The organism is Acinetobacter sp. YH12108 (assembly GCF_013419055.1).
In the GTDB taxonomy this organism is placed as follows: Bacteria; Pseudomonadota; Gammaproteobacteria; order Pseudomonadales; family Moraxellaceae; genus Acinetobacter.
Map to the genome: position 1 here is coordinate 1 of NZ_VPAW01000017.1, position 21,084 is coordinate 21,084.

Annotated in this window: 20 protein-coding genes and 1 rRNA gene; 9 read left to right on the plus strand and 12 right to left on the minus strand. The window is 40.9% G+C overall.

The window, feature by feature from the left end; genetic code table 11:
* A 5S ribosomal RNA gene (rrf, locus tag FTU46_RS11395) occupies positions 1-104 on the plus strand; the annotation flags it as partial.
* Positions 105-300: 196 nt separating this feature from the next.
* Here rrf and FTU46_RS11400 read toward each other — a convergent pair.
* Complete coding sequence (locus tag FTU46_RS11400; RefSeq protein ID WP_180105047.1) at positions 301-1,698, minus strand: dihydrolipoyl dehydrogenase; 1,398 nt, start codon at positions 1,696-1,698, stop codon at positions 301-303.
* A 172-nt stretch (positions 1,699-1,870) separates the two neighbouring features.
* On the opposite strand from FTU46_RS11400, the gene FTU46_RS11405 reads away from it, so the two are divergent.
* Positions 1,871-6,703, plus strand: a complete 4,833-nt coding sequence (locus FTU46_RS11405) for a hypothetical protein (protein ID WP_180105018.1) — start codon at positions 1,871-1,873, stop codon at positions 6,701-6,703.
* Between the two features lie 218 nt (positions 6,704-6,921).
* Here FTU46_RS11405 and FTU46_RS11410 read toward each other — a convergent pair whose 3' ends face one another.
* Positions 6,922-7,257 (minus strand): TIGR01244 family sulfur transferase, encoded by a 336-nt coding sequence (locus FTU46_RS11410; RefSeq protein WP_180105019.1) that lies wholly within the window; start codon positions 7,255-7,257, stop codon positions 6,922-6,924.
* A 125-nt stretch (positions 7,258-7,382) separates the two neighbouring features.
* Between FTU46_RS11410 and FTU46_RS11415 the strand changes: the two genes are divergently transcribed.
* The 3 genes from FTU46_RS11415 to FTU46_RS11425 all read left to right on the plus strand — a co-directional run bounded on the left by FTU46_RS11415 (position 7,383) and on the right by FTU46_RS11425 (position 9,161).
* Positions 7,383-8,279 (plus strand): alpha/beta hydrolase, encoded by an 897-nt coding sequence (locus tag FTU46_RS11415; RefSeq protein WP_180105020.1) that lies wholly within the window; start codon positions 7,383-7,385, stop codon positions 8,277-8,279.
* The gene (gene trxC, locus FTU46_RS11420; protein ID WP_004783672.1) at positions 8,280-8,714 is read left to right on the plus strand and encodes a thioredoxin TrxC; all 435 of its coding nucleotides are present in this window, start codon (positions 8,280-8,282) and stop codon (positions 8,712-8,714) included.
* A 75-nt stretch (positions 8,715-8,789) separates the two neighbouring features.
* Positions 8,790-9,161, plus strand: a complete 372-nt coding sequence (locus tag FTU46_RS11425; protein ID WP_171523022.1) for an acyl-CoA thioesterase — start codon at positions 8,790-8,792, stop codon at positions 9,159-9,161.
* Positions 9,162-9,218: 57 nt separating this feature from the next.
* On the opposite strand, the gene FTU46_RS11430 is transcribed toward FTU46_RS11425, so the two are convergent.
* Positions 9,219-9,722 (minus strand): DUF4442 domain-containing protein, encoded by a 504-nt coding sequence (locus FTU46_RS11430; RefSeq protein ID WP_180002955.1) that lies wholly within the window; start codon positions 9,720-9,722, stop codon positions 9,219-9,221.
* A 25-nt stretch (positions 9,723-9,747) separates the two neighbouring features.
* A complete protein-coding gene (locus FTU46_RS11435) occupies positions 9,748-10,236 on the minus strand; it encodes a YajQ family cyclic di-GMP-binding protein (RefSeq protein ID WP_004783667.1) in 489 nt (162 codons plus the stop codon).
* 91 nt (positions 10,237-10,327) lie between these two features.
* Between FTU46_RS11435 and FTU46_RS11440 the strand changes: the two genes are divergently transcribed.
* Positions 10,328-10,642 carry a rhodanese-like domain-containing protein gene (locus tag FTU46_RS11440; RefSeq protein ID WP_179993326.1) on the plus strand — a complete coding sequence of 105 codons (315 nt, stop codon included), beginning with the start codon at positions 10,328-10,330 and terminating at the stop codon, positions 10,640-10,642.
* A gap of 151 nt (positions 10,643-10,793) precedes the next feature.
* On the opposite strand, the gene mnmC is transcribed toward FTU46_RS11440, so the two are convergent.
* From mnmC to FTU46_RS11460, 4 genes are read right to left on the minus strand one after another with little or no spacing between them, the layout of a single operon-like run.
* The gene (gene mnmC / locus FTU46_RS11445) at positions 10,794-12,701 is read right to left on the minus strand and encodes an FAD-dependent 5-carboxymethylaminomethyl-2-thiouridine(34) oxidoreductase MnmC (RefSeq protein WP_180105021.1); all 1,908 of its coding nucleotides are present in this window, start codon (positions 12,699-12,701) and stop codon (positions 10,794-10,796) included.
* Positions 12,702-12,740: 39 nt separating this feature from the next.
* Positions 12,741-13,259, minus strand: a complete 519-nt coding sequence (locus tag FTU46_RS11450; protein ID WP_180105022.1) for a hypothetical protein — start codon at positions 13,257-13,259, stop codon at positions 12,741-12,743.
* A gap of 5 nt (positions 13,260-13,264) precedes the next feature.
* Positions 13,265-13,567 carry a YciI family protein gene (locus tag FTU46_RS11455; protein ID WP_004783657.1) on the minus strand — a complete coding sequence of 101 codons (303 nt, stop codon included), beginning with the start codon at positions 13,565-13,567 and terminating at the stop codon, positions 13,265-13,267.
* Between the two features lie 28 nt (positions 13,568-13,595).
* A complete protein-coding gene (locus FTU46_RS11460) occupies positions 13,596-14,207 on the minus strand; it encodes a septation protein IspZ (RefSeq protein WP_005233839.1) in 612 nt (203 codons plus the stop codon).
* Positions 14,208-14,251: 44 nt separating this feature from the next.
* Here FTU46_RS11460 and FTU46_RS11465 point away from each other — a divergent pair, with 44 nt between their 5' ends.
* The gene (locus FTU46_RS11465) at positions 14,252-15,103 is read left to right on the plus strand and encodes a PHP domain-containing protein (protein WP_159123093.1); all 852 of its coding nucleotides are present in this window, start codon (positions 14,252-14,254) and stop codon (positions 15,101-15,103) included.
* Positions 15,104-15,105: 2 nt separating this feature from the next.
* On the opposite strand, the gene FTU46_RS11470 is transcribed toward FTU46_RS11465, so the two are convergent.
* The 3 genes from FTU46_RS11470 to radC all read right to left on the minus strand — a co-directional run bounded on the left by FTU46_RS11470 (position 15,106) and on the right by radC (position 17,875).
* Entirely contained in the window at positions 15,106-16,128 is a 1,023-nt protein-coding gene (locus FTU46_RS11470; protein ID WP_159123092.1) for a hypothetical protein, read from the minus strand.
* A 67-nt stretch (positions 16,129-16,195) separates the two neighbouring features.
* Entirely contained in the window at positions 16,196-17,107 is a 912-nt protein-coding gene (locus FTU46_RS11475) for a bestrophin family protein (protein WP_159123091.1), read from the minus strand.
* Between the two features lie 72 nt (positions 17,108-17,179).
* On the minus strand, positions 17,180-17,875 hold the full coding sequence (gene radC / locus FTU46_RS11480) for a DNA repair protein RadC (RefSeq protein ID WP_159123090.1): 696 nt from the start codon (positions 17,873-17,875) through the stop codon (positions 17,180-17,182).
* 113 nt (positions 17,876-17,988) lie between these two features.
* On the opposite strand from radC, the gene coaBC reads away from it, so the two are divergent.
* Both coaBC and FTU46_RS11490 read left to right on the plus strand, forming a co-directional pair.
* Entirely contained in the window at positions 17,989-19,263 is a 1,275-nt protein-coding gene (coaBC, locus tag FTU46_RS11485; RefSeq protein WP_180105023.1) for a bifunctional phosphopantothenoylcysteine decarboxylase/phosphopantothenate--cysteine ligase CoaBC, read from the plus strand.
* A 222-nt stretch (positions 19,264-19,485) separates the two neighbouring features.
* Complete coding sequence (locus FTU46_RS11490; RefSeq protein WP_004783647.1) at positions 19,486-19,998, plus strand: hypothetical protein; 513 nt, start codon at positions 19,486-19,488, stop codon at positions 19,996-19,998.
* Between the two features lie 49 nt (positions 19,999-20,047).
* On the opposite strand, the gene dusA is transcribed toward FTU46_RS11490, so the two are convergent.
* Entirely contained in the window at positions 20,048-21,070 is a 1,023-nt protein-coding gene (dusA, locus tag FTU46_RS11495; RefSeq protein ID WP_159123087.1) for a tRNA dihydrouridine(20/20a) synthase DusA, read from the minus strand.
* Positions 21,071-21,084 lie beyond the last annotated feature (14 nt).

A 21,084-nucleotide genomic window follows, 5' to 3' on the forward strand; every position in this document is an offset into this window, starting at 1 on the left:
TAGCAAGAGTGAACCACCTGATCCCTTCCCGAACTCAGAAGTGAAACCTCTTAGCGCTGATGGTAGTGTGGGGTCTCCCATGTGAGAGTAAGTCATCGCCAGCTCATTATTCCAAAAGCCCTCTGCTAGCGCAGGGGGCTTTTTTATGCGTGGGATTTCATGGTTATAGATTTTTCTATTGATACTTTATGATCTAAAAAAAGAGTTAAAGAGTAACAAGGTGCAGCCAAAACTTCAGAGCTATTAGCTGCACCATATTGTTTGAAGTAATTAAATTTTATCTATCCTTCTTTAAGATATTTAAGAATTGTCAATTACTTCCTGTTGATCAAGCTGACGACGAGCATGTTTAAATGCTGTTCTTAGCCCTTCTTCTAAAGTCGGATGATAGTAAGGCTTTGCCAGAATCTGATGAATATCCTGCTCTGCATCAATCATCCAGGCTAGTATGTGTGCTAGATGTTCGGCTTGAGGGCAGAATAATTCAGCACCTAATAATTTTCCTGACATTTTATCTATATATACTTCAGCCCCACCTTTATTTTCTGAAAGAATTAACGCGCGTCCCTGTCTTTCATAAGATACAAAGCCTCTAATATATTCCGTATTTTTCTCTTCTAGCTGTTTGAAACTTTGTCCAATAATCGCCATTTCTGGTTGGCTAAATACGATTGCCAAAGGAGTTAGGGCAGAAATAGTCTGAACATCTGGAAAATTTAAGCAGTTCTGGACCACTTCTTTACCATTATGGGCAGCTTCATGTTGAATTGGGACATCAGGGGCTGCATCGCCAACAATAAAAATAGGCAAGTTTTCTAATTGCTTGGTTTTTTTATTAATAGGTAGCTTTTTAACATCTTGGAATTCAGGATTAATTTTTTCCAAACCTAATCGATCCAAATTAGAACTACGTCCAGTAGCTGAGAGTACATAATCTACTTCAAGACTTTGTTTTTGATCATTCTCTATATAGTCAATTTTTACCTGATCAGTAAGGAGTTTGACTTGATTAGGTAAAGTTTTAAATTTGATATCCAGCTCGTTATTTAACTGCTCTCTAACCAAAGCTTGTAGAGTTGGGCTGGTGAGTGCACCTATTTTCTGACTACGAGCAAACATAGTAGTACGTACCCCTAAACGTTGCATGGCTTGAGCCAATTCAATTGCAATAACGCCACTACCAATCACTGCTAAGGATTTAGGTAGCTGTGTAAGTTCAAAGATTTCATCAGATGTCAGGAGTTTATCGCCTAGTTCATCTTTTAAGGTAGCATCAAAATTTGGTCGAGAGCCTACTGCAATAATAAAACTTTTAGCTTGATAAGAATTTCCTTTTACTTGGACTGTTTGAGCATTGGTAAATTCTGCGTGCCCAGATACCTTGTGAGTTGAATCCCATTGTTCTACTTCTTTTAAAGTGGCTCGAATATAATGATCACGAAGCTTATGTAGGCGATCCATAACGGTGGAGGTATTTATTACGGCATCATGCTGTAATCCGAGATTTTCTGCAGTTTTTATCTCATGCATACGGTTAGCAGAAGAAATCAGAAGCTTGCTCGGCATACAGCCTACACGAGCACATGTTGTATCCCATGAACCGGCATTAATAATTAAAATATTTTGGGTATATTTAATAGCTTCTTTATAAGCACTAATTCCTGCTGTGCCTGCACCGATAATAATAATGTCATACATAAATTGTTTACCAATTCTCAGAACATGAATATTTATATGCATGATTTACAATGTTTCTGATGTAAATTATGTAACTAGATTGCTTATTTTTGCTATTTTGAGTAAATTTTGTGTAAAAGCCAGAAGATTAACTTTTATGGCAGCTTAACTATTATATGCAGTGGGAAAAAACATGAGTTTGTTTATAAATTTAAAAAAACTTGGGGTCAATACAACAATCTTGGCAACGTCAATTTCTTTAGTGGCGTGTGGTGGTGGTGGAAGTGACGGTTATTATGATAACGGTTCTTCAGGAAATACTGGTGGAGGCAATTCAACCGGTAATAATGGTGAGCAAACTGAGTTAAAGGAGGTTGCAGCGCTTGTTATTAGCTCTTTTGATGAAAAGAATAATGTAAAAACAAATATTACCCGTAAAGGCGATACACTTATTGTAAAATTACAAGCTGTTGATAAAGATGGTGGTGGTATTGCTGGTCGCGAAGTTAAATTATCTATTAAAGACTTTGAAAAATATAACATTACAAGTGATGCATCAGTAAAAACTACAGATGAAACAGGTTATGCCAGTTTTACAATTACTGTTCCTGAGATTACAGCTGAAATTAAAAATCTTAATCTTACAGGGTCAATTGTTGGGACTAGTATTACTCAATCACATTTGATTGGCATTACAGGCGGTACCGAAAATGTTGCTCAAAGTAAACTTGAAGTAGTATTTGAACCAATTAATGCAATTAATGTAACAGGTGGTGAAACTGAAATTAAACTACGAGCTAGAGATGTTAATGGCGGTGGAGTACCAAATCAAAAGATTTCATTATCTGTTCCTAAAGACCAGCAAAATATTTTTTCTATTTCTGGACAATCAGAACTTTCCACAAATAATGATGGTTATGCGACATTTAAATTAAAACTATTGTCAGGTAAAGAATCTGATCGACAAACATTGGTAAAAGATGGCTTAACCTTGAATGCCATTTTAGTAGATAGTGAAGGTGCAGTAGCAACTCAAACTTCCAATCTTGCGGTTCGTTCTGCAGTTGGTATTGTAGATAAAGTTATTTTTAATACTGATATTTCTAATAATAAAATTAATGCTTCTAATGGTAATGCACTTGTAGAAGTAGTACTTCTTAATCCTGAAGGCTTACCTGTAGCTAATCAACGTGTAAATCTTGAAATCGTCGATTCAGTAAAAACTGTAGGTGGAGAACAAGTCGCTATTAATGCTTCTTCTTATGGCACCAGTATTTTAAAACCAACCGTATTTACTGATAAAAATGGTGTGGCAAAATTTGATGTGTCAGTTTTAGAAAATAATACTAGCGCGCAAAGGCTACTGGCTGAATATGGTATTTCTTTAAGAGCTACAGTAATTGATGTATTGAATAAAAGTACAGTTCAACAACATAAATTAACAGCTGTTGCGAACATGAATGAAGCTGTTACAAACTTAACTTTCTTGACAAATCAGATGGATATCTCTGAAGGGGAGGGTAAGGTTACCATTAAAGCTGTTGATGAATATGGTGGTGCTGTTGCAAATCAAAGTATACAGTTGAATATTAAAGATTCGGATATACTTGGGGTAATATCAAATTCTTCATCATCGCTTACCACTAATGAGAAAGGTGAAGTCACTTTTGATTTGGTATTTAGTAAATTAGGAAATGAAGTAATATTCAAAGAGTTGATTGCAAAAGGTATTCAACTAACCGTTACACATACCAATACAAAAAATGTGAAAATAACTCAACCTAATACTATTACGTTGACTTCAAAGACTGATGTACAGGATCCGTTATTTGATATCCAGCGTCTAGAATTAATGTCAACTAAAGGTGTTGTTGCTGCTCAAGGTGGTGAATTTGAGATTACAGTGAAAGCCATCAACAATGCTGGGGAACCTGCTTCACAAAAAATTATTGCATTTGCTTTAAGTGAAAATGCCGTAAAAAATGGAGTTACATTTGTGGGCTCTAATACTCAGCCAACAGATGCTAAAGGTCAGGCAACTTTTAAAGTTAAAACAAATGCAGCTAATACTGCAGCAATTGAAAATCTTGTACAACAAGGTATTGGAATTGGCGTATCTACTAAACTGGCTGACCAAACCACTGTTACCAACAGTATGTTAATTCAAGTACAAGAGGATTTAGTCGTTAGTCCTAAAGATAGCGTTGCCTATGTTGCCATTGATTCATTACAGCAAGATGCAATTTTAGATGTTATTAAATCTGGTCAAACAACTATTCGTGTGAAAGCCTTGAATGTAGAAGGTGCTACTTTAGCCGGTCAGCCTGTAAAACTATCAATTGCAAATCTCTCTGATTTAATGTTGAATGGTGTAATTCCTCTTTCAATCGTAGGTGGTTCAGAAAAACCTACAGGTCAAGATGGATACGCAGAATTTACTTTGTCATACAATGCTACTAATGATAAACAACTCATTTCTAAACTAACATCAGGTAATGGCGTTAAGTTAAAAGCCGCTGTTGGGGAGAAATTTAATAATACTCAATTGTATTTAAAAAATTCAAATAATGAATCGACCACTGTCCAGCTCCAGCGTATTCAAATTACATCGAATACTGGTACAGTAACTGCATCAGGAAATAAAACAGTTACCTTTACATTACAAGCGTTTAATACAGATGGTACACCTGCCAAAAATCAATCTATCGGTTTAGGATTAAATGAAGTTGCAACACAAAATGGTGTGACTTTTACAGGTACTAATAGTGTTAAAACAAATGACAATGGTATCGCGACTTTCACTATAAATGTGAATGCTCAAAACTTAGATGCTATTAAGAATTTGGTAGAAAGTGGTATTACCTTAGCAGCAGTTCATAAACGTGCGGATGGTGTATCAATTAATAATACTTATCGCATCATGGTAACAGAACCTGCAACACCAATCACTTTAGTCAATCAATTACTGATTAATGCAAGTGCACCAACAGTCAGTGGTCTTGGTGGTGAGGTAGTTGTTGCTGTTCGGGCTGTAGATGCAAATGGTATAGGATTAGAGGGTAAGTCTGTTGCTTTTGCTTTAACTCAAAATGTTTCTTCTCGTGTCACAGTTGATCAAAATTCTGGTATAACAAATGCTCAAGGCTATGCATATTTTAAACTAAATGTAGCACCTGGTTCGATTGAAGAGGAAATGGTTAGATCTGGCATTACCTATGCTGTATCGACATTAAATTCAAGTAATGGTTCTACTGTAAACCAAGTGAATAGAATTCAGGTAACTGTGCCTCAGCAAGCATTAGATGTGAGTCTTTCTAAATCTAAAGCCACAGTATTTGAAACAGGTGATACACTTGATATTGGTATTAAAGTAGTTAGTAACGACATTAAAGTTACAGGTTATCCTGTGAACCTGGAAATTTTAGATGGCGCAATCAATGGTTTAAGTCTGAATGCTGCAACTTACGCTGTTGATGCTAATGGTAATGCTAAAGCGATATTGACAGTACCAGCTACTTTAACCGCCGAACAGCGTTCCCGTTTGCTGCGTGATGGTATTGTTATTCGTGCAACTATTACATTACCAAATGGTGAAAAACGTGGTAAAGAACTAACTATTGATGTTGATGAAGTTTCTAATACTAATCATCTCAATATTCAACGCTCAAAAACTTCTTTACTAAATAGCGGTGATTCAGCATTAGTAACAGTAAAGCTGTTAGATGATAATAATGGTGGTGTTAAAGAACAGCCTGTAACTCTTAAATTAGAGGATAATCCAAATGCAACGATCCGTGGCGGTTCTACAGTCGTTACGAATGAATTTGGCGAAGCTACCTTTGAAGTGGTGATACCTGAAAATTCTGTCACCACTCCAATAAACTTACTTGCTACACATACAAATGCTGCAGGCAAACAAGTTCATCAAAGAAGTGTACTTACTGTTCATACTCCAGCTATCCAAGCCCCTCAATTAGTATTGAAATTTCTAAGCAATAAGAACCGTGTAAATGTTCGAGGTGATCAGTTCGAACTTTCGGTTCTTGTATCAGATACAGATGGAACGAGTGTTACAGGTAAAGCGGTTACTTTAAGTTTACCAAATAATTTAGGTTATGTTTCTGGCCCTTCAGTTGTTGAAAGTGATGAATCTGGCTTTGCTAAATTTAAACTTATTTTAGATGAAAGACTGCTAAACACTTCAGATATTAATAGTTTGTTGGCTAATGGCTTGGATATTAATGCGACTGTAATAGATGAAAATAATCTTAAAATTACAGAACCATTTAATATTGCTGTAGTACGTACTGTGACTCAAACTCAGGGGTCAATAGCAATTAATATATCCAACTCTTTAGTAAGTACTAATCGAAACGAAGACTTGGATATTTATTATAATCTGAAAGGCTCTGTGCAGTTAGTTGATGTGGATGGCAAGCCAATTACCAATCAAGAAGTGACCTTAGCTACACGTCCAACGCAGTATACCGTAGGTCAATGGCGTTATGAGATTCTAACGAACCCATGGGTAGAAGTTACAGAGAATGGTGTAACTACTTTAGTTCTCAAAGAAGAATATCCATATAAGAGCTTGAAAGATTGGATAGCTCCAAATACGTTCTATTATGCAATGTCAAATGATGGAATCACACCAAATAAAGGCTTGACGCAAAATACTGCAACCGTATGTCCTATTAATACAGCAACAACGAATTGGACTGCAAACAATCAAGCACTGCGTGTTGTAAGATTCTTAGATGGTACTATAACCACGACAGGAGCGAAGTACAGAACAGATGGAGCAGGTCGTTTCGATTTCACGATTGAATATCCGAAAGCAAATGCACATTGGGTGACTGCGAATATTGAAGCAACAACAGCATTAGCTGATGGATCGGCACAAACACCAATTCGTGGCAATATTACCTTTACTTTGCCTGCCTCAGAAGGAGATTATGCTGCTAATGGTAGTAGTGCTCCAAATAGAGTCAGTCCTTATGGAGTATTTGGTAACAGTTGTCAATAAAGCATAAAAAAACAGCGCTTCGGCGCTGTTTTTTTGAGAACTTCTTTTTAAAAGTTACATAGAAGTTCCCACACTGACACCCACAGTAGGCTTAAAATTCATGGAACTACAACCTGTCAATGCAAGACTGCAACATATAACCAGTAAGAATTTATTCATAGGTCGATCTCTGAAATTAAAAGGAGAGGTTGACTAAAAGTACATTCCCCCTAAATACCTTAGTTATCCAGTAGATCCATCTGTTTCGCCAGCTGATATAAATTGTTGGAGCGATTTCCTGTACGGCAGAACATCAAGATCGGTTTTGGTAATTCGTTATAATGGTTAGCAAAGGTGCGCACATCAAGCTCGGTAATCTGGCCAGCAACTACTGGCTGGAAGACATAATCTAGACCTGCACTACGAGCAGCCTCCTCAATTTGTACGCTGGTTGGCTGTTCAGGGCCACCTTCCATATCCGGACGGTTATTGATAATTGATTTAAAACCTTTTTCAACTACTTGAGAGATATGTTCAGGACCAATTTGGCCAGCAAAGCCTACATTTTCGCTCATGATGTCACTCCATTATGTCATTTATCTTGATATGCTTTATGATAGCATTAAGCTGAAAACATGATGGCCTAGTTCTGAAAAATTTATAAATGATTACAACTATAAAATAACGCAATGGAGCGCGTATGTACGCCTATACAGTCGAACCACTGTATGTCAAAAGCGGTCAGGAAGTGATTGCTGCGGATTTCTATCGTCCTCAACAGATTGACAAACCAGCTGTGATCCTGATGGCTCATGGCCTGGCTGCTTTACGTCATTTTAAACTGGTACAATATGCCCAACGTTTTGCCAGTGCAGGTTATGCGGTGGTTCTGTTTGATTATCGCTATTGGGGAGGCAGTACCGGGCGTCCGCGTGAACTGGTATCGATCGGTGCTCAACTTGAAGACTGGCGTACAATGATTCAGCATTTGCAGGCACGTAAATCCATTGATGCTAAACGGATTGTATTATGGGGAACAGCATTGAGTGGCGGGCATGTACTGACATTGGCCGCAGAACTAAAAAATATTCAGACGGTAATGGTACAGGTTCCTTTTGTTGATGGTGCAGAAAGTGCCAAACTTTATCCTTTGCAGCAATTGCCTAAAGCCCTGAAGATTTCCAGTCAGGATTATATGGGGGCAAAGGTAGGAATGGCGCCCAAGACCTTGCCGGTGGTTGATCGTCATGAACTCTGTTTTATGCCGACACAAGACAGTTATGAAGGATATCTATCCATTGTGAATCCAGATTATTACTGGAGTGGTCATATCCCAGCCCGGGTATTCTTTAAATTAATGCGATATCGTCCTATTCAGGAAGTCCGCAAAATCACTATTCCTGTCCTGTTTATCGCAGCACAACAAGACAGCCTGATTCCCATTGAAGCCAGTCGGGAAACCGCAACCAATATTGCACCATTTGTACAATATCATGAGTGGAATATGCGGCATTTTGATATTTATCATGGTGAATGGTTTGAAAAAGCAGTCTCGACCCAATTAGAATTCTTACATCAACATATTGGAGTGCGCTAGATGATCATTGTATGCCCGAATTGCCAGGCTAAAAATCGTGTGCCTGAAGAAAAATTAACGGCCGATCCAGCATGTGGTCAGTGTCATCAGGCTTTGGTTCCACTGGCGCCGATTGAGCTAAATGAACAGAACTTTAGTCAGTTTGTCACCCATAGTGATCTTCCCATCCTGATTGATCTATGGGCAGACTGGTGTGGTCCATGTAAAATGATGGCACCGCATTTTGCTGCTGTAGCAAAAGAAAATCCACAAGTGGTATTTGCTAAAATTGATACCGAAGCCAATCCGCGATTAAGCTCAGCATTTAATGTACGTAGTATTCCGACGCTGGTTTTGATGAATAAAACCAATGAAATTGCTAGAATAAGCGGTGCATTACGTTCAAGCGAACTACAAAAGTGGCTTGATCAGCAGTTAAATAATGCTCAATCCTAATTTAAAAAGCCTGGAGTTCAAGTGACAGATTCTCATATTAAACCAGAGGGAGTACTTTCCCTGCAGACGATTGCAATGCCTGCGGATACCAACTGGAGTGGAGATGTATTTGGTGGCTGGATTGTTTCACAAATGGACTTGGCGGGAGCAATTCATGCAGAGCGCTTTAGTAAAGGACGCTGTGCAACGATTTCGATTAACCAGATGACCTTCCTGGTTCCTGTGAAAGTCGGCGATGTCATTAGCTGCTATACCAAAATTCTAAAAGTCGGTAATACTTCAATCCAGATGCAAATCGAAGTATGGGACAGTCATGATAACTCACGTGCACCTGTACGCGTGACTGAAGGGGTATTTACCTTTGTCGCAGTGGATGTCAAAGGCAATAAACGTCCAATTCCAGATGAAGCAAAACAGAAATTTGCAGAATCTCAGCAGAACTCATAATTCATTAAATAAAAAATCCCAGATCAATAATCTGGGATTTTTTTGTCTGTATTGAAATTAGCCTGGCTTCAACTGGTTCTTGGCAATCCAAGCCCAGAGCATTTCACATTGAATCGGTGCTTCACCAGATTCATCAGTTACAATAACTTGTACTAGCGTTTCACCTTTTTCTGAACTTTGCATCAATTGCTGCTGTTCAGGAGTCAACGTAGCCACCGCAGTCATGGCACCTTTGGTTGGACGCTTAAAGTCCACTTTTAGGCTTTTAATCAGAACCACTGCGCTGTCAGGTACATTCATCGCAGTCACAAAGCCGGTTGCTGTTTCTGCCAGCAGTGCCATCGCACATGCATGAATCTGACCGATATGGTTCTGCATGGCCTTATGATTGGCCATACTCACCACAACTTTGGCTGCACTGATTTCCTGATAGCGAATCTTGGAAGAGCCAACCATTGGAACCACTCGGCCAAAGGTCTTACTTAATAAAGCAGTACGTATACCTTGCGGTAATCTTGATGTCGCTTTGACCAGTCTGGTCAGTCGGTTGCTCTTTGCCATAATTCTATCTACAGACGTTGCTGCCTTAGTCTTTAAAGTTGTTGAACTGTAAAGGCAGACCGAATTGTTGTTCTTTCAGGAATGCCATCACTTGTTGCAAGGTATCGCGCTTTTTATCAGTCACACGAATCTTGTCGCCCTGAATTGAAGATTGCACTTTAATACCGCTTTCTTTAATGGCCTTATTAATTTTTTTCGCCGTATCTGAGTCAAGGCCATCTTTAAGCTTGATCACCTGAACTACATTTTTGCCTGAAGCGGTCATTTTTTGTGGATCTAGTGCCTGAATATCCACTTTACGCTTGAAGAAATGATTTTCCAGCATGGTATACACTTGCTCACATTGGAAATCACTTTCTGTGCTAATTTTAATTTCCTTGTTTTTTTCATTCAGTTCAATAGAAACATCCTGTCCACGGAAATCGAAGCGGGTTGCAATCTCTTTTTGGGTATTTTGAACTGCATGATTTACTTCAAAAATTTCTAATTCAGAAACAATATCGAAAGAAGGCATAGTTTAGACCTTTACAAAGGGAAAGAATATCTGAGATGCTAGGGATGTTTTCTTCATTTGCCAAGTGTTGTTTACATCAAAGGAGTGCGCAATGATCCGTAAACAAGAAATTACAACATTTGAGTTCCCAGAAAATGCTGTAATCTGGGATGTACGAGATGCAAGTGCTTATGCTGAAGCACACGTGAAAGGGGCGGTCAATCAGCCCATTAACGATCTTTCAGCAGATAGCCTGACTCAGGTGTCAGCGGATCAACCGATTTACATTTTATGTGGTGGTGGGAGTAAAGCTCCACGTGCAGCTGAAAAGTTAGAGGGTTTTGACAGCACACGTGAATATGTCATTCTGATGGGTGGTACTCGTGCTGCTCGTGATGCAGGTATGCCACTGGAACAAGGTGCATAATTGACCTTGTGAAAAAAAGCGCCGTCAGGCGCTTTTTTGTTGTCTAGATTTCTTCAAAATCGTCCTTCTTTAAAGGAGGATTAACACTCTTTCTAAAAATCCCTCCCTTGCGGAACAGTATTCCTCACCTTTTATTAAAGGGAGGAGTTCTTTAATCTTGAGGCTTAAAATAAGGCTTCTTGGCTTTTACCTTTTTTTGAAAACGTGTCACGTCGAGTTTCTTTACCAAGTTCGAAGGTACTGGGCAGGCTTCTCCCAAAATTTGGGCAGCCAGAATTTCACTACACAATGGCGCAAATAGAAAACCTTTGGAGCCGAGACCTGCAAAACTGTAAATCTCTTCATCTGCCTTCATTTTTCCGAGTAAAGGAAAATAATCCTGACTCTGTGCGCGTACTGCCGCTCGACCTTGCCAGGTTTCGGTAGAGGGTAATAACTGTGCATATTCAGGAAAGACACTGTGGATAAGTTCATAATTATGCACATGATCTTCTACTAAGACTTCTGCATCATCCCGGCCTGGATAGAATGAAGCACCCAAAATCAGTTGTTCTGGATTGAGCTGCATACAGTAACCGCCGTAACTATAGGCTGTATCCTGATTCAATGGCTGATCTTGATTATTGACCCAGCTGACCTGTCCACGAATCGGTTTCAGGACTGGATAATGTTCAAAGAATTGCTGGGTATCACGTGCGGTACATACAATGATGTGATCAAACTTGCCTAAGGATTGCTGCTCTGCAAATAACGCAGGCTGTTCAGCAGCCTCAATATGACTAATTTTGGCTTGTTTATACTGAATAAGAGGATGCTGCAGAATTTCATCACGCAGTTGATGAGGTGAAACTGCACCCGCTGCTAATAGTTTTAAAGCTGGAAATTCAGTTTGAATCTCTTGGTCTGCTGCACTTTGAGCAGCAAGAATTTCTGTGGGATATTCATCTGCCAATCCTAAAAGCTGTTCAGGATTTTTTAAGGCAAGCTGATTGACCTGAATTGAGCGAAAAGCTTTAAATTTCTGATAATGAATTAAGGCATGCTGCCAGGCCACCGTCATCAGATGTTCAGCACTTTGCTCAACTGGACACAGTTTAGGATTGAGCAGGGCAAGGGGATTGCCGGAACCGCCTGAAAGCGGTGCTGACTGGTCGTAAATCGTGACTTGATGACCACGCTGAGCAAATGCCCATGCTGTACTTAAACCTGCGATTCCAGCGCCAATCACAGCGATTTGACGAGGTCTGGTAGGACGCTCTAGATCGGGTTCAATTTTTTTTTGAGCAATTTCCTGTTCTAAAGCCGTTTCACTGCCTTTATTTTCTTCAACAGGATTCCAGATCGCTTTCAGCATTTCACGTTTATGGCCAAATCCACGTGGACGGGAAATAGAGATGCCGTGCTGTTTTAAACCACGTTTTAAGACACCTGCAACGCTAAAAGAAGCAAAAGTCGTTCCGATCTCGGATAAACGCACAATGTTATTTAAAACATTTTCTTCCCACATGTCTGGATTACATGATGGTGCGAAGCCATCCAGAAACCAGGCATTAACAGGTGCAGTTTTTTCAATGACAGGAAAGACATCATGTGCATCTCCCAGCCACAGATCCAGACTGAAACGCTCTTCAGGAAAGCTGAGACGATGACAACCGGCAATCGGCATTGGATACTGGGAGATGAGTTGATCTGCTAGTGGTTTCAATTCTGGCCAGGCATTTAAGGCGCGGACTAAATCTGCTTTAGAAAGCGGAAATTTTTCTACTGAAATCGCATGCAGATGGCTTTGATTATCCGGACGAACCTGTTGCCAGAGCTGCCATAACGCCAGAATATTTAAACCTGTACCAAAACCCGTTTCACCGACACAGAAATATGCAAAAGGTTTTAAATCGGCCAGGCGGGTACTAAGGTCATTACCATTTAAAAAGACATGCCGGGTTTCCAGCAATCCATTGTCTTTGGAAAAATACACATCACCAAATTGCTTGGACACAGGCACATCAATGCCATCCACCAATTGCCAATCCAGATCGGCAGTTTGAATTGCATGCGACAAAACGGGTACAACCTTAAAGATATTTGGACGGCTTATAGATTACCACTGACGGCGACGTTTGGTATAAACATAGCTCGCGATCAGAAAGCCAAGTAATACACCGACTGCCAAAGTTGCAGCGCCGTAGAGAAACATCTGGGCACTACGTTCACTTTGCAGGACCTGTACCTGAACCCCCAGATTGTCGTTCTTGAGCTGCAATTCCTGATTTTGTGACAGGGCTTCCAGATTGGCTTTTTCCAGTTGCTGTAGACGCGTTGCCTGATCTTTGACTAAAGCTTTGACTTTGGCATCTTGCTGGGCTTTCTGCTTGGCGATTTCTTCTGCAGTGAGCGGCTTTTTCTCAGTCGGCTGAACAGTCTGAGCAGTTGTTGCAACTGCTGGAATAATTCCAGCCTTCTGTGCAGAAGCGCCCTGAACAGGGGCTTGTGTGGTAACAGCTTGGACAGGAGTAGCTGCTGGCTGTGTAGCCGGGGCAACTGGAGCAGAAACTTCAACAGCCCAAGCAGAAGGAATCATGAAACAAAAGCCAATGAAACTGGCGGTAACAGCGCGCATGAACCTTATCCTTTAGGAAATGCTTTATTAAATGGTTTCACATCAATATGCGCGTACACGCCTTCTTTCAGGAAGGGCTCATCCTGTAACCATGCATCCAGTGCTTCACGACTGTCAAAATCAACGATGATGGTGCTGCCATAGAAACCGGCTTGGGGATTGGCTGGATCTTTAGGCATGGCACCTGCAACAATCAGACGGCCTTCAGCATCTAACTGTTCCAGACGTGCAAGATGTTGTGGACGAATCGCAAGGCGTTTTTCAACTGTACCTTCCCGGTCGGTACAGCTAACGACGAATAATGGCATGATGACTCTCTATCGTTTGTAGTTGGACTTATTCAGCTGTTCTAAAGTATTTGCGCAATACAATAAACTGAATAATGATAAAGGAAAACATCACAATCATGTCACCGAATGCAGTAAATTCGCCCCAATATTTTCCATCCATCCATAAATAGGCGAAGAAAGTATGCAGAAATGACATAAGGGTAAACATACCGACCCAGGCATAGTTCAATTTAAGCCAGCCTTTGGCGCTCAAATTGAATACCGGACCAAACAGGCGCTGGATAAGTGGCTTCTTATCTTTGCTAAACCATGGCGATAACAGGAAGACACCAGCAAAGACCAGATTTAGTAGAACTGCTTTAAGACGGATATAGAAATCGTCGCTGAGCATCAAGGTAATACCACCGAAGATCACCGTCATAAACAGAACGATCCATTGCTGTTTGTCCAGGCGGAATTTCTGCATGACAAATAACGCACCATAGACCACCAGCATGGAAATGATCAGACCCGTAGTTGCAACGAGAATATTGTTATTGTCGACACCCCCCGCAGAACCGATCAATTGTAGAAGTTGATGGTCAGTGTCTTTTGGATCTACAGTTTTATATAAATAAAAGAAAATAATGAGTGGCACAAAGTCTAAAAGTGCTTTCATGTTAGAGTATCTAAATCTGATCAAATAAATGTCATAGTATAGAGATGCACGGCGTAGATTTACATACACATAGTAATATTTCTGATGGAACTTTGAGTCCTCAGCAACTGGTCGAAGCGGCTGCGGACAAACTTATCCATACTTTGGCCCTGACTGATCATGACACTATGGACGGTTTAGTGTTGGCTGAAGAAGCTGCCAAAAATCATGAGATTAAGATAATTTCTGGAGTCGAGATTTCCAGCCAGTGGTCACGTCCTGCGACCAAGAAAAATTATGGCGTACATATTGTGGCACTCAATGTTCAGAATCCTGAGCCGTTACAAAAAGCCCTCAATCAGCAGAAGATCATTCGTGCCGAACGCTCTAAACAGATCTGTGACCTTCTGGTTCCTTTAATTGGTCAGGATATTTATGCTGACGTGATTGCCAAAGTTGACAATATTCCTGATCGGGTTACCCGAACCCATATTGCCAAAACGCTGGTAGAAAAAGGCATTGTGACCCGTCCACAACAGGCTTTTGATAAATACATCAAGGAAGGTAAAAAGGCCTATGTCAAATTTGATGGTCTGGGTCTGGAAGAAACCATTCAGGTCATACATGACAGCGGTGGCTTTGCCGTGTTGGCGCATCCAACCCGTTATGATTTATCCGCGACTAATATTCGTTATCTGATCGAGATCTTCGCCAAGTTTGGTGGAGATGCGGTGGAGTTGCCGCCCGCTATTGATCCAAGTTCAACCCGTCAGATGGTTGACCGGATGATTGCAGAGCAAGGACTTAAAGTTTCAATTGGCAGTGATTTTCATGGTGACCATATGCCCTGGATTAAACTGGGGAATGTGCCGAGCTTAAAACCAGGGCAGGTCGGGATTTGGGAGAGTTTTTGTTAATTCTAAATCTTGATGAATGGATCAGTTTTAAGATCTTGGGCGAATTTATACATCAAATGCAGAATGAGGACATTAACAAGTAATAAGGCCCATTCAGAAGTGATTAAAGTCATGATGACGATATACAGCATGATGGAAGTCAGGACTAAATTTCGATAAAAGTTTGGATGTTTTTTTGAAATGAACAGATGATCAATCTTGAGATCAAGTTTGAACTTACGATAGGCAATCACATCAATGCGTGAGGATAAGGCGAGTTCCAATTGTTTAAAGTATTTTGCATGAGAATGAATGAGATAAGTTTTACCATAACCTGTGGTTAACTGTAAGTCATGACTTTCTGGACAGGTTCTCAAGGCTTCTATGTGTGTAATTCGGGATAAGTCGAGCATAAGCGCCGATGGGATTTTTTCTAATCTCCCTAGTCCTCTTTGTGCTCCAACTTCTGTGCCAATGAATATTGAAAAATCATTATTTTGGGAAATTTCAAATAACTGGATGATTACATGAGAGCGTGTCAAAAAATGTATATCGATCAGTTGCCCAATCATCGCATCACTTAATTTGACTTGAAGTGTAAAAAAAGGCGAAAGATTAAAAACCTGTTTTAAATCTACATTAAACCAGATGCCTTGATCATGATTGGGCAGTTGTAATAATAACTGTGGCTGTTTCACCTGCCACCATTTTGCACGAATAGTACGTTGAGCCAGAATAATTGCTTGTGAATGTTGGACTGCTTGCTCAGTCATATCTTTTTTGAGTTGAGGATCGATCAAATATTTTTGTATAAAAAAAGGAAACTTTAAATTTATTCCTCGATCCTGAAACAGAAAGAGGGGAACACATAGACTAAATAAAATATGGAAAACAGGCCTACGTTGAAGATCGAGAAAAAGTTCTGATTGGACTAATGAACTCACTATAAAAGCCAAGATGGCACAAAGTAAAAATAGTGCTAAAGCCAACCATGGTCGAACAATGGGTTGAGGCACCGCTTGTTGAATTTTTTGTTTTAATTTCATATTTTTTTGAATTTTTAGATAAAAATTAGAACCTCAAAATGCTAATTCTGAGGCATTTATTTATAAATTATAGCAAATTATTATCTTGTGCCTGAATCGGTGGCGGTGTCGGTTTGCCCAGAGTGCCTAACAGTTCGATTTCAATGGTACGAACCATGGAGTCCAGTGGCAAGTCATTGCTTTGAGTTCCGAAAGGTTCTTCAATCTCTGAGCTTAGTGCATCCAGTCCCAAAAAAGTATAGGCCAAAATACCGACCAGCAAAGGCGTAAACAGACCAAGCGTTGAGCCCAGACTAAAAGGTAAAATAAAACAGAAAAAATATACGGTACGGTTCAAGAGTACCGAATAGGCAAAAGGCAAAGGCGTCGTCGCAATCCGGTCACAACCTGTCTGCACAATACTGAGTTCCGCGACATGATTATTCATCTGCATATAAATGATGTCAGAGATTTCACCTTCTTTGAGAGCTTGCATTAGCTCCCACTGAATCAGACTCAAGGTATATTGCGGTGCATTGGCCTGTTGATAGAGCTGAGTAATCGCCTGCTGGCTCATCCCACTTGTTTCCACCAGTTCAGTCGGATTGGCTGTCTGATGGCGCAGACGGTCACGCAGTACGTTCGCGAAAACGATGACGTGCTGAATCACACGTTCACGACGGCCTTGAGACAACATCCGGCAGTCACGGTCAAAATGACGTGCATTGGCAATCAGAATACCCCAGAGTTTACGTGCTTCCCACCAGCGGTCATAACAAGCAGTATTTTTAAATCCGAGAAAGATAGACAGTACTACGCCGATGAGGGTAAAGCCGACGAGAGGGAGTTCTGGAAAATGAAAATAACCTACACGTGAAAAACCACCAATAATGGCTGAAATCAGCATGACCACGCCTAAAGGAGGTAAAACCTTAGGTAAAATCGTTCCTCGCCAGGAAAATAATAATTTAAAAACGTTCTGCTGGTCACGTACGATCATTTATTGGAATCATCACAATTTTTTTTCATGATCTTCTTGAGTTGTAGCTGCTTTGTCAAGTGCTATTCCCCCTTAGGCTTCAGGTTTGATGAGTTGCTGCTCAGCAAAGGAAAAACTGCCCTCCAGCGCGATGATGCAATGGTCAATTAAACGGATATCGACCAGTCGACATGCCTGCTGAATCTGGCGGGTCAGATACAGGTCAGCCTTAGAAGGAGTGGCTTGGCCCAAGGGATGATTATGCGCAATCACAATTGAAGTTGCCTGTTGGGTAATGGCATATCTGAGCAACTGATTAATCGAAATATCACATGCATTCACAGAGCCATAAAACAGCTTTTTAAATGCAATTTTCCTTAAACTGGCGTCCAGACACAGGACCGCGAATACTTCCTGATTTTCACTCAATAATTCGAAACGTAAATAATCCCGTAGTCTTTTTGAATTACTTAATTCTAAAGAATCCTGTTTAAGATGCTCGGCAATATAACGCCGTCCTAATTCTTTAACCGCCATCAGTTGGGTATATTTACTGATGCCCATGCCATGAAACTGGCTGACTTCCTGCAAAGGTGCATCGAGTAAAGCAGTTAAATGACCAAAATGTTGAATCAATAGCCGGGCTAATTCTACGGCCGAATGCTGTTGTGATCCTGATCGGAGAAAAATGGCCAGCAGTTCTGCATCAGATAAACTTTCTGCCCCATATTGAATTAAACGTTCCCGCGGCCGTTCCAGTTCAGGCCAGTTTTTGATTGAAAATTGCATAGTTATTAGACTTATTTATTATGAATTATGAGTTTTCCCTGAAGCTGATCTCTTGGGAATGCAATTATTTAATGCTATTGTGAGCCCCACTGCAACAGAAAGGTAAGCTGTTCGTGAGCTTTGATCTAAGTGTAATTCCTCATAAAAATATCATTTTAGCAGTCACTGGCGGTATTGCTGCCTATAAAAGTGCCATTCTGGTTCGCCGTCTGAAAGATGCCGGGTTTAATGTGCGGGTTGTCATGACTCAAGGCGCACAGGCTTTCATTACCCCTTTGACCTTTCAAGCCTTGTCAGGCAATCTGGTACATACCGAGTTGCTGGATCCTGAAGCTGAAGCGGGCATGGGGCATATTGAGCTGGCACGTTGGGCTGATCTGTTATTGGTTGCGCCAGCCAGCTGCGACACGCTGGCAAAATTTGCAGCAGGCCTTGCAGATGATTTGCTGAGCACTTTGTATCTGGCAACCAATGCACCGGTCTGGGTCGCACCAGCCATGAACCAGCAGATGTGGGCTGCCAAAGCAACCCAGCGTAATCTTGCGACTTTGATTGAAGATGGCGTACATGTGATTATGCCGGATGCCGGTTCACAAGCTTGTGGTGATGTAGGCTTGGGCCGTATGCCGGAGCCGGAAGAGCTGGCACGTCAGGTCACAGAATATTTCCATAAAGCTCAGCGCGCGATTGCAGAAAAATTTGGCATGCTGGCGGGCAAGCAAGTCACGATTACAGCTGGTCCGACCCGTGAAGCGATTGACCCGGTACGTTATATTTCCAACCATAGTACCGGGAAAATGGGTTTTGCATTGGCAGCAGCCTGTTATGCAGCTGGAGCGAATGTCACCCTGATTGCTGGTCCGGTGAGCCTAGATACCCCAAATGGCGTCAAACGTAAAAATGTTTCTTCGGCAGTGCAAATGCTGAATGAAAGCATGCAAATGCTGGAGCAGGGTTGTGACATCTTCATTGCGACCGCTGCAGTAGCTGATTATCGTGTCGCACAGGTAGCCGAGCATAAAATCAAGAAAGCAGGCGATGAGCTGAATGTCGCTTTAATAAAGAATCCGGATATTGTGGCGACCATCGCACAGCAGGAAAAACGTCCATTTATGGTAGGCTTTGCTGCAGAAACCCGAAATATTGAAGAATATGCAGCGGGTAAACTGGTAGCGAAAAAACTGGATATGATTGCCTGTAATGATGTTTCGCGTGCGGATATCGGCTTTGCTTCTGATGAAAATGCCATGACGGTATTCTTTGCCGAACACTATCATCTGGATAAGCGTGATCTGGACAAAGCCTCTAAACAGGAAATTGCCCAGCAACTGGTTGAAGCGATCCATGATGCCTTGCACCATGATCCTGCTGCAGAAGATGATTTTTAAGTTTTAAATGACGATTAAAGCCCTGACTGGTTCAGGGCTTTTTTATAGGTTTTTTTACCATGAAGTTAAAAAGCCAGTACAACATAAAAATAAAAACGACTTTATAGACTAAGGATTTATTTATTCATTTATTTAAAAAAAGTATAAAATGGATCACAGAATAATCCAAAGATGAAAAGTTTTACACATCTGTAAAGCAGTGAGAGAACACAAGGGGGCGGGATGAAAAAAATCATAATGATATTGATGATCGCCTGTCTGGCTGGATGCAGCTATTTTGTATCGATTGATGAACTGGCCAGAAATATTCAAGGACAAATGCAGCAAGAATTTAATGCCAATCCGAATTATCAGCATTATCGTCTGACTGTAGTAAATGTAAAAATCCGCCATCGCAAAGGCAATGAGTTTGAAGCAGTTTCACATCTGAATTATCAGGGCAATGAATATCCCATTAACGTTAAAATTTCAAAGGTGAATGGTGGTTATAGCTGGGCCATTGAAGATGATGCTTTTGCCTTTATCGATGAAATCGAGATTGAGAAATATCGTCAGCAACTGGATCGTGAACTGGAACAGCTGGCCTCATCACTCGATGATCTAGAACCTGTGAATGAACCTACCAGTATTGAGTTAGGGCCAGATGTCCGTCCAGTTACAGAACCTGTCCTGCAAGCGGCTTCCTATGATGAAGAACCGATTCCGGTCGGGAATATTACGGCCTATACCCACTAATTTTTATTTTAGGTCATAAAAAAGCACCGGATCTCGGTGCTTTTTGATTTTAAGGCTGAACTTGATGTTCACGCAGATAATCTTCAGTGCGCTGCATGGCTTCCTGAATATTCAATAATGCTGTTTCTACATCTTTTAGCGTTTTGGCATTGCCACCACTTAAAGCCTGACGCCATTTACGTGCACCTGGTAAGTTCTGAAATAAACCTAAAATATGACGGGTAATAATTGACAATGGTGCACCTTCAGCCATACGTTGGGCAATATAAGGCAGCATTTGTTGCATGATCTCAAAACGGTCCGGTGCTTCGAGATTCCATAGTTGACCCAGCTCAGCTAACAGGTACGGGTTGTGATAGGCTTCGCGGCCAATCATCACGCCATCGACATGCTTGAGATGTTCAAGCGTTTCTGCATAAGTTTTAATTCCGCCATTAATTTCAATGGTCAGTTTCGGACGGTCCTGCTTCAGACGGTAAACATCTTCATAGCGTAGTGGCGGGATTTCACGGTTTTCTTTAGGTGAAAGACCTTGGAGTAAAGCAATTCGGGCATGCACAATAAAGTTATCGCAACCGGTTTTGGCGACCGTATCCACAAAATGCAGCATTTCTTCATAAGAATGCATGTCATCAATACCAATGCGGTGTTTCACACTCACCGGAATATCCACGGCATTACGCATTGCATCAATACATTCTGCGACCAGATCAGGTTCAGCCATCAGGCAGGCACCAATTTTATTATTCTGTACCCGATCACTCGGACAGCCGACATTCAGGTTAACTTCATTGTAACCCCAGTCCTGAGCCATTTTAGTACAAGTTGCCAGATCTTGAGGATTGGAACCGCCGAGCTGTAACACAATCGGATGTTCTTCTTGATTGAAGTCCAGATGGCGTTTGGCATCGCCATGAATGATGGCGCCCGTAGTCACCATCTCGGTATATAAAATGACATTTGGATTAAACAGGCGCGCAAAGAAACGATAATCTTTGGTGGTCCAGTCCATCATCGGCGCAACACTGATGCGAGGTTGAAGTTTGTTTTCAATGGTGCTGAGATCAGTCATTCAAAATCACGCCT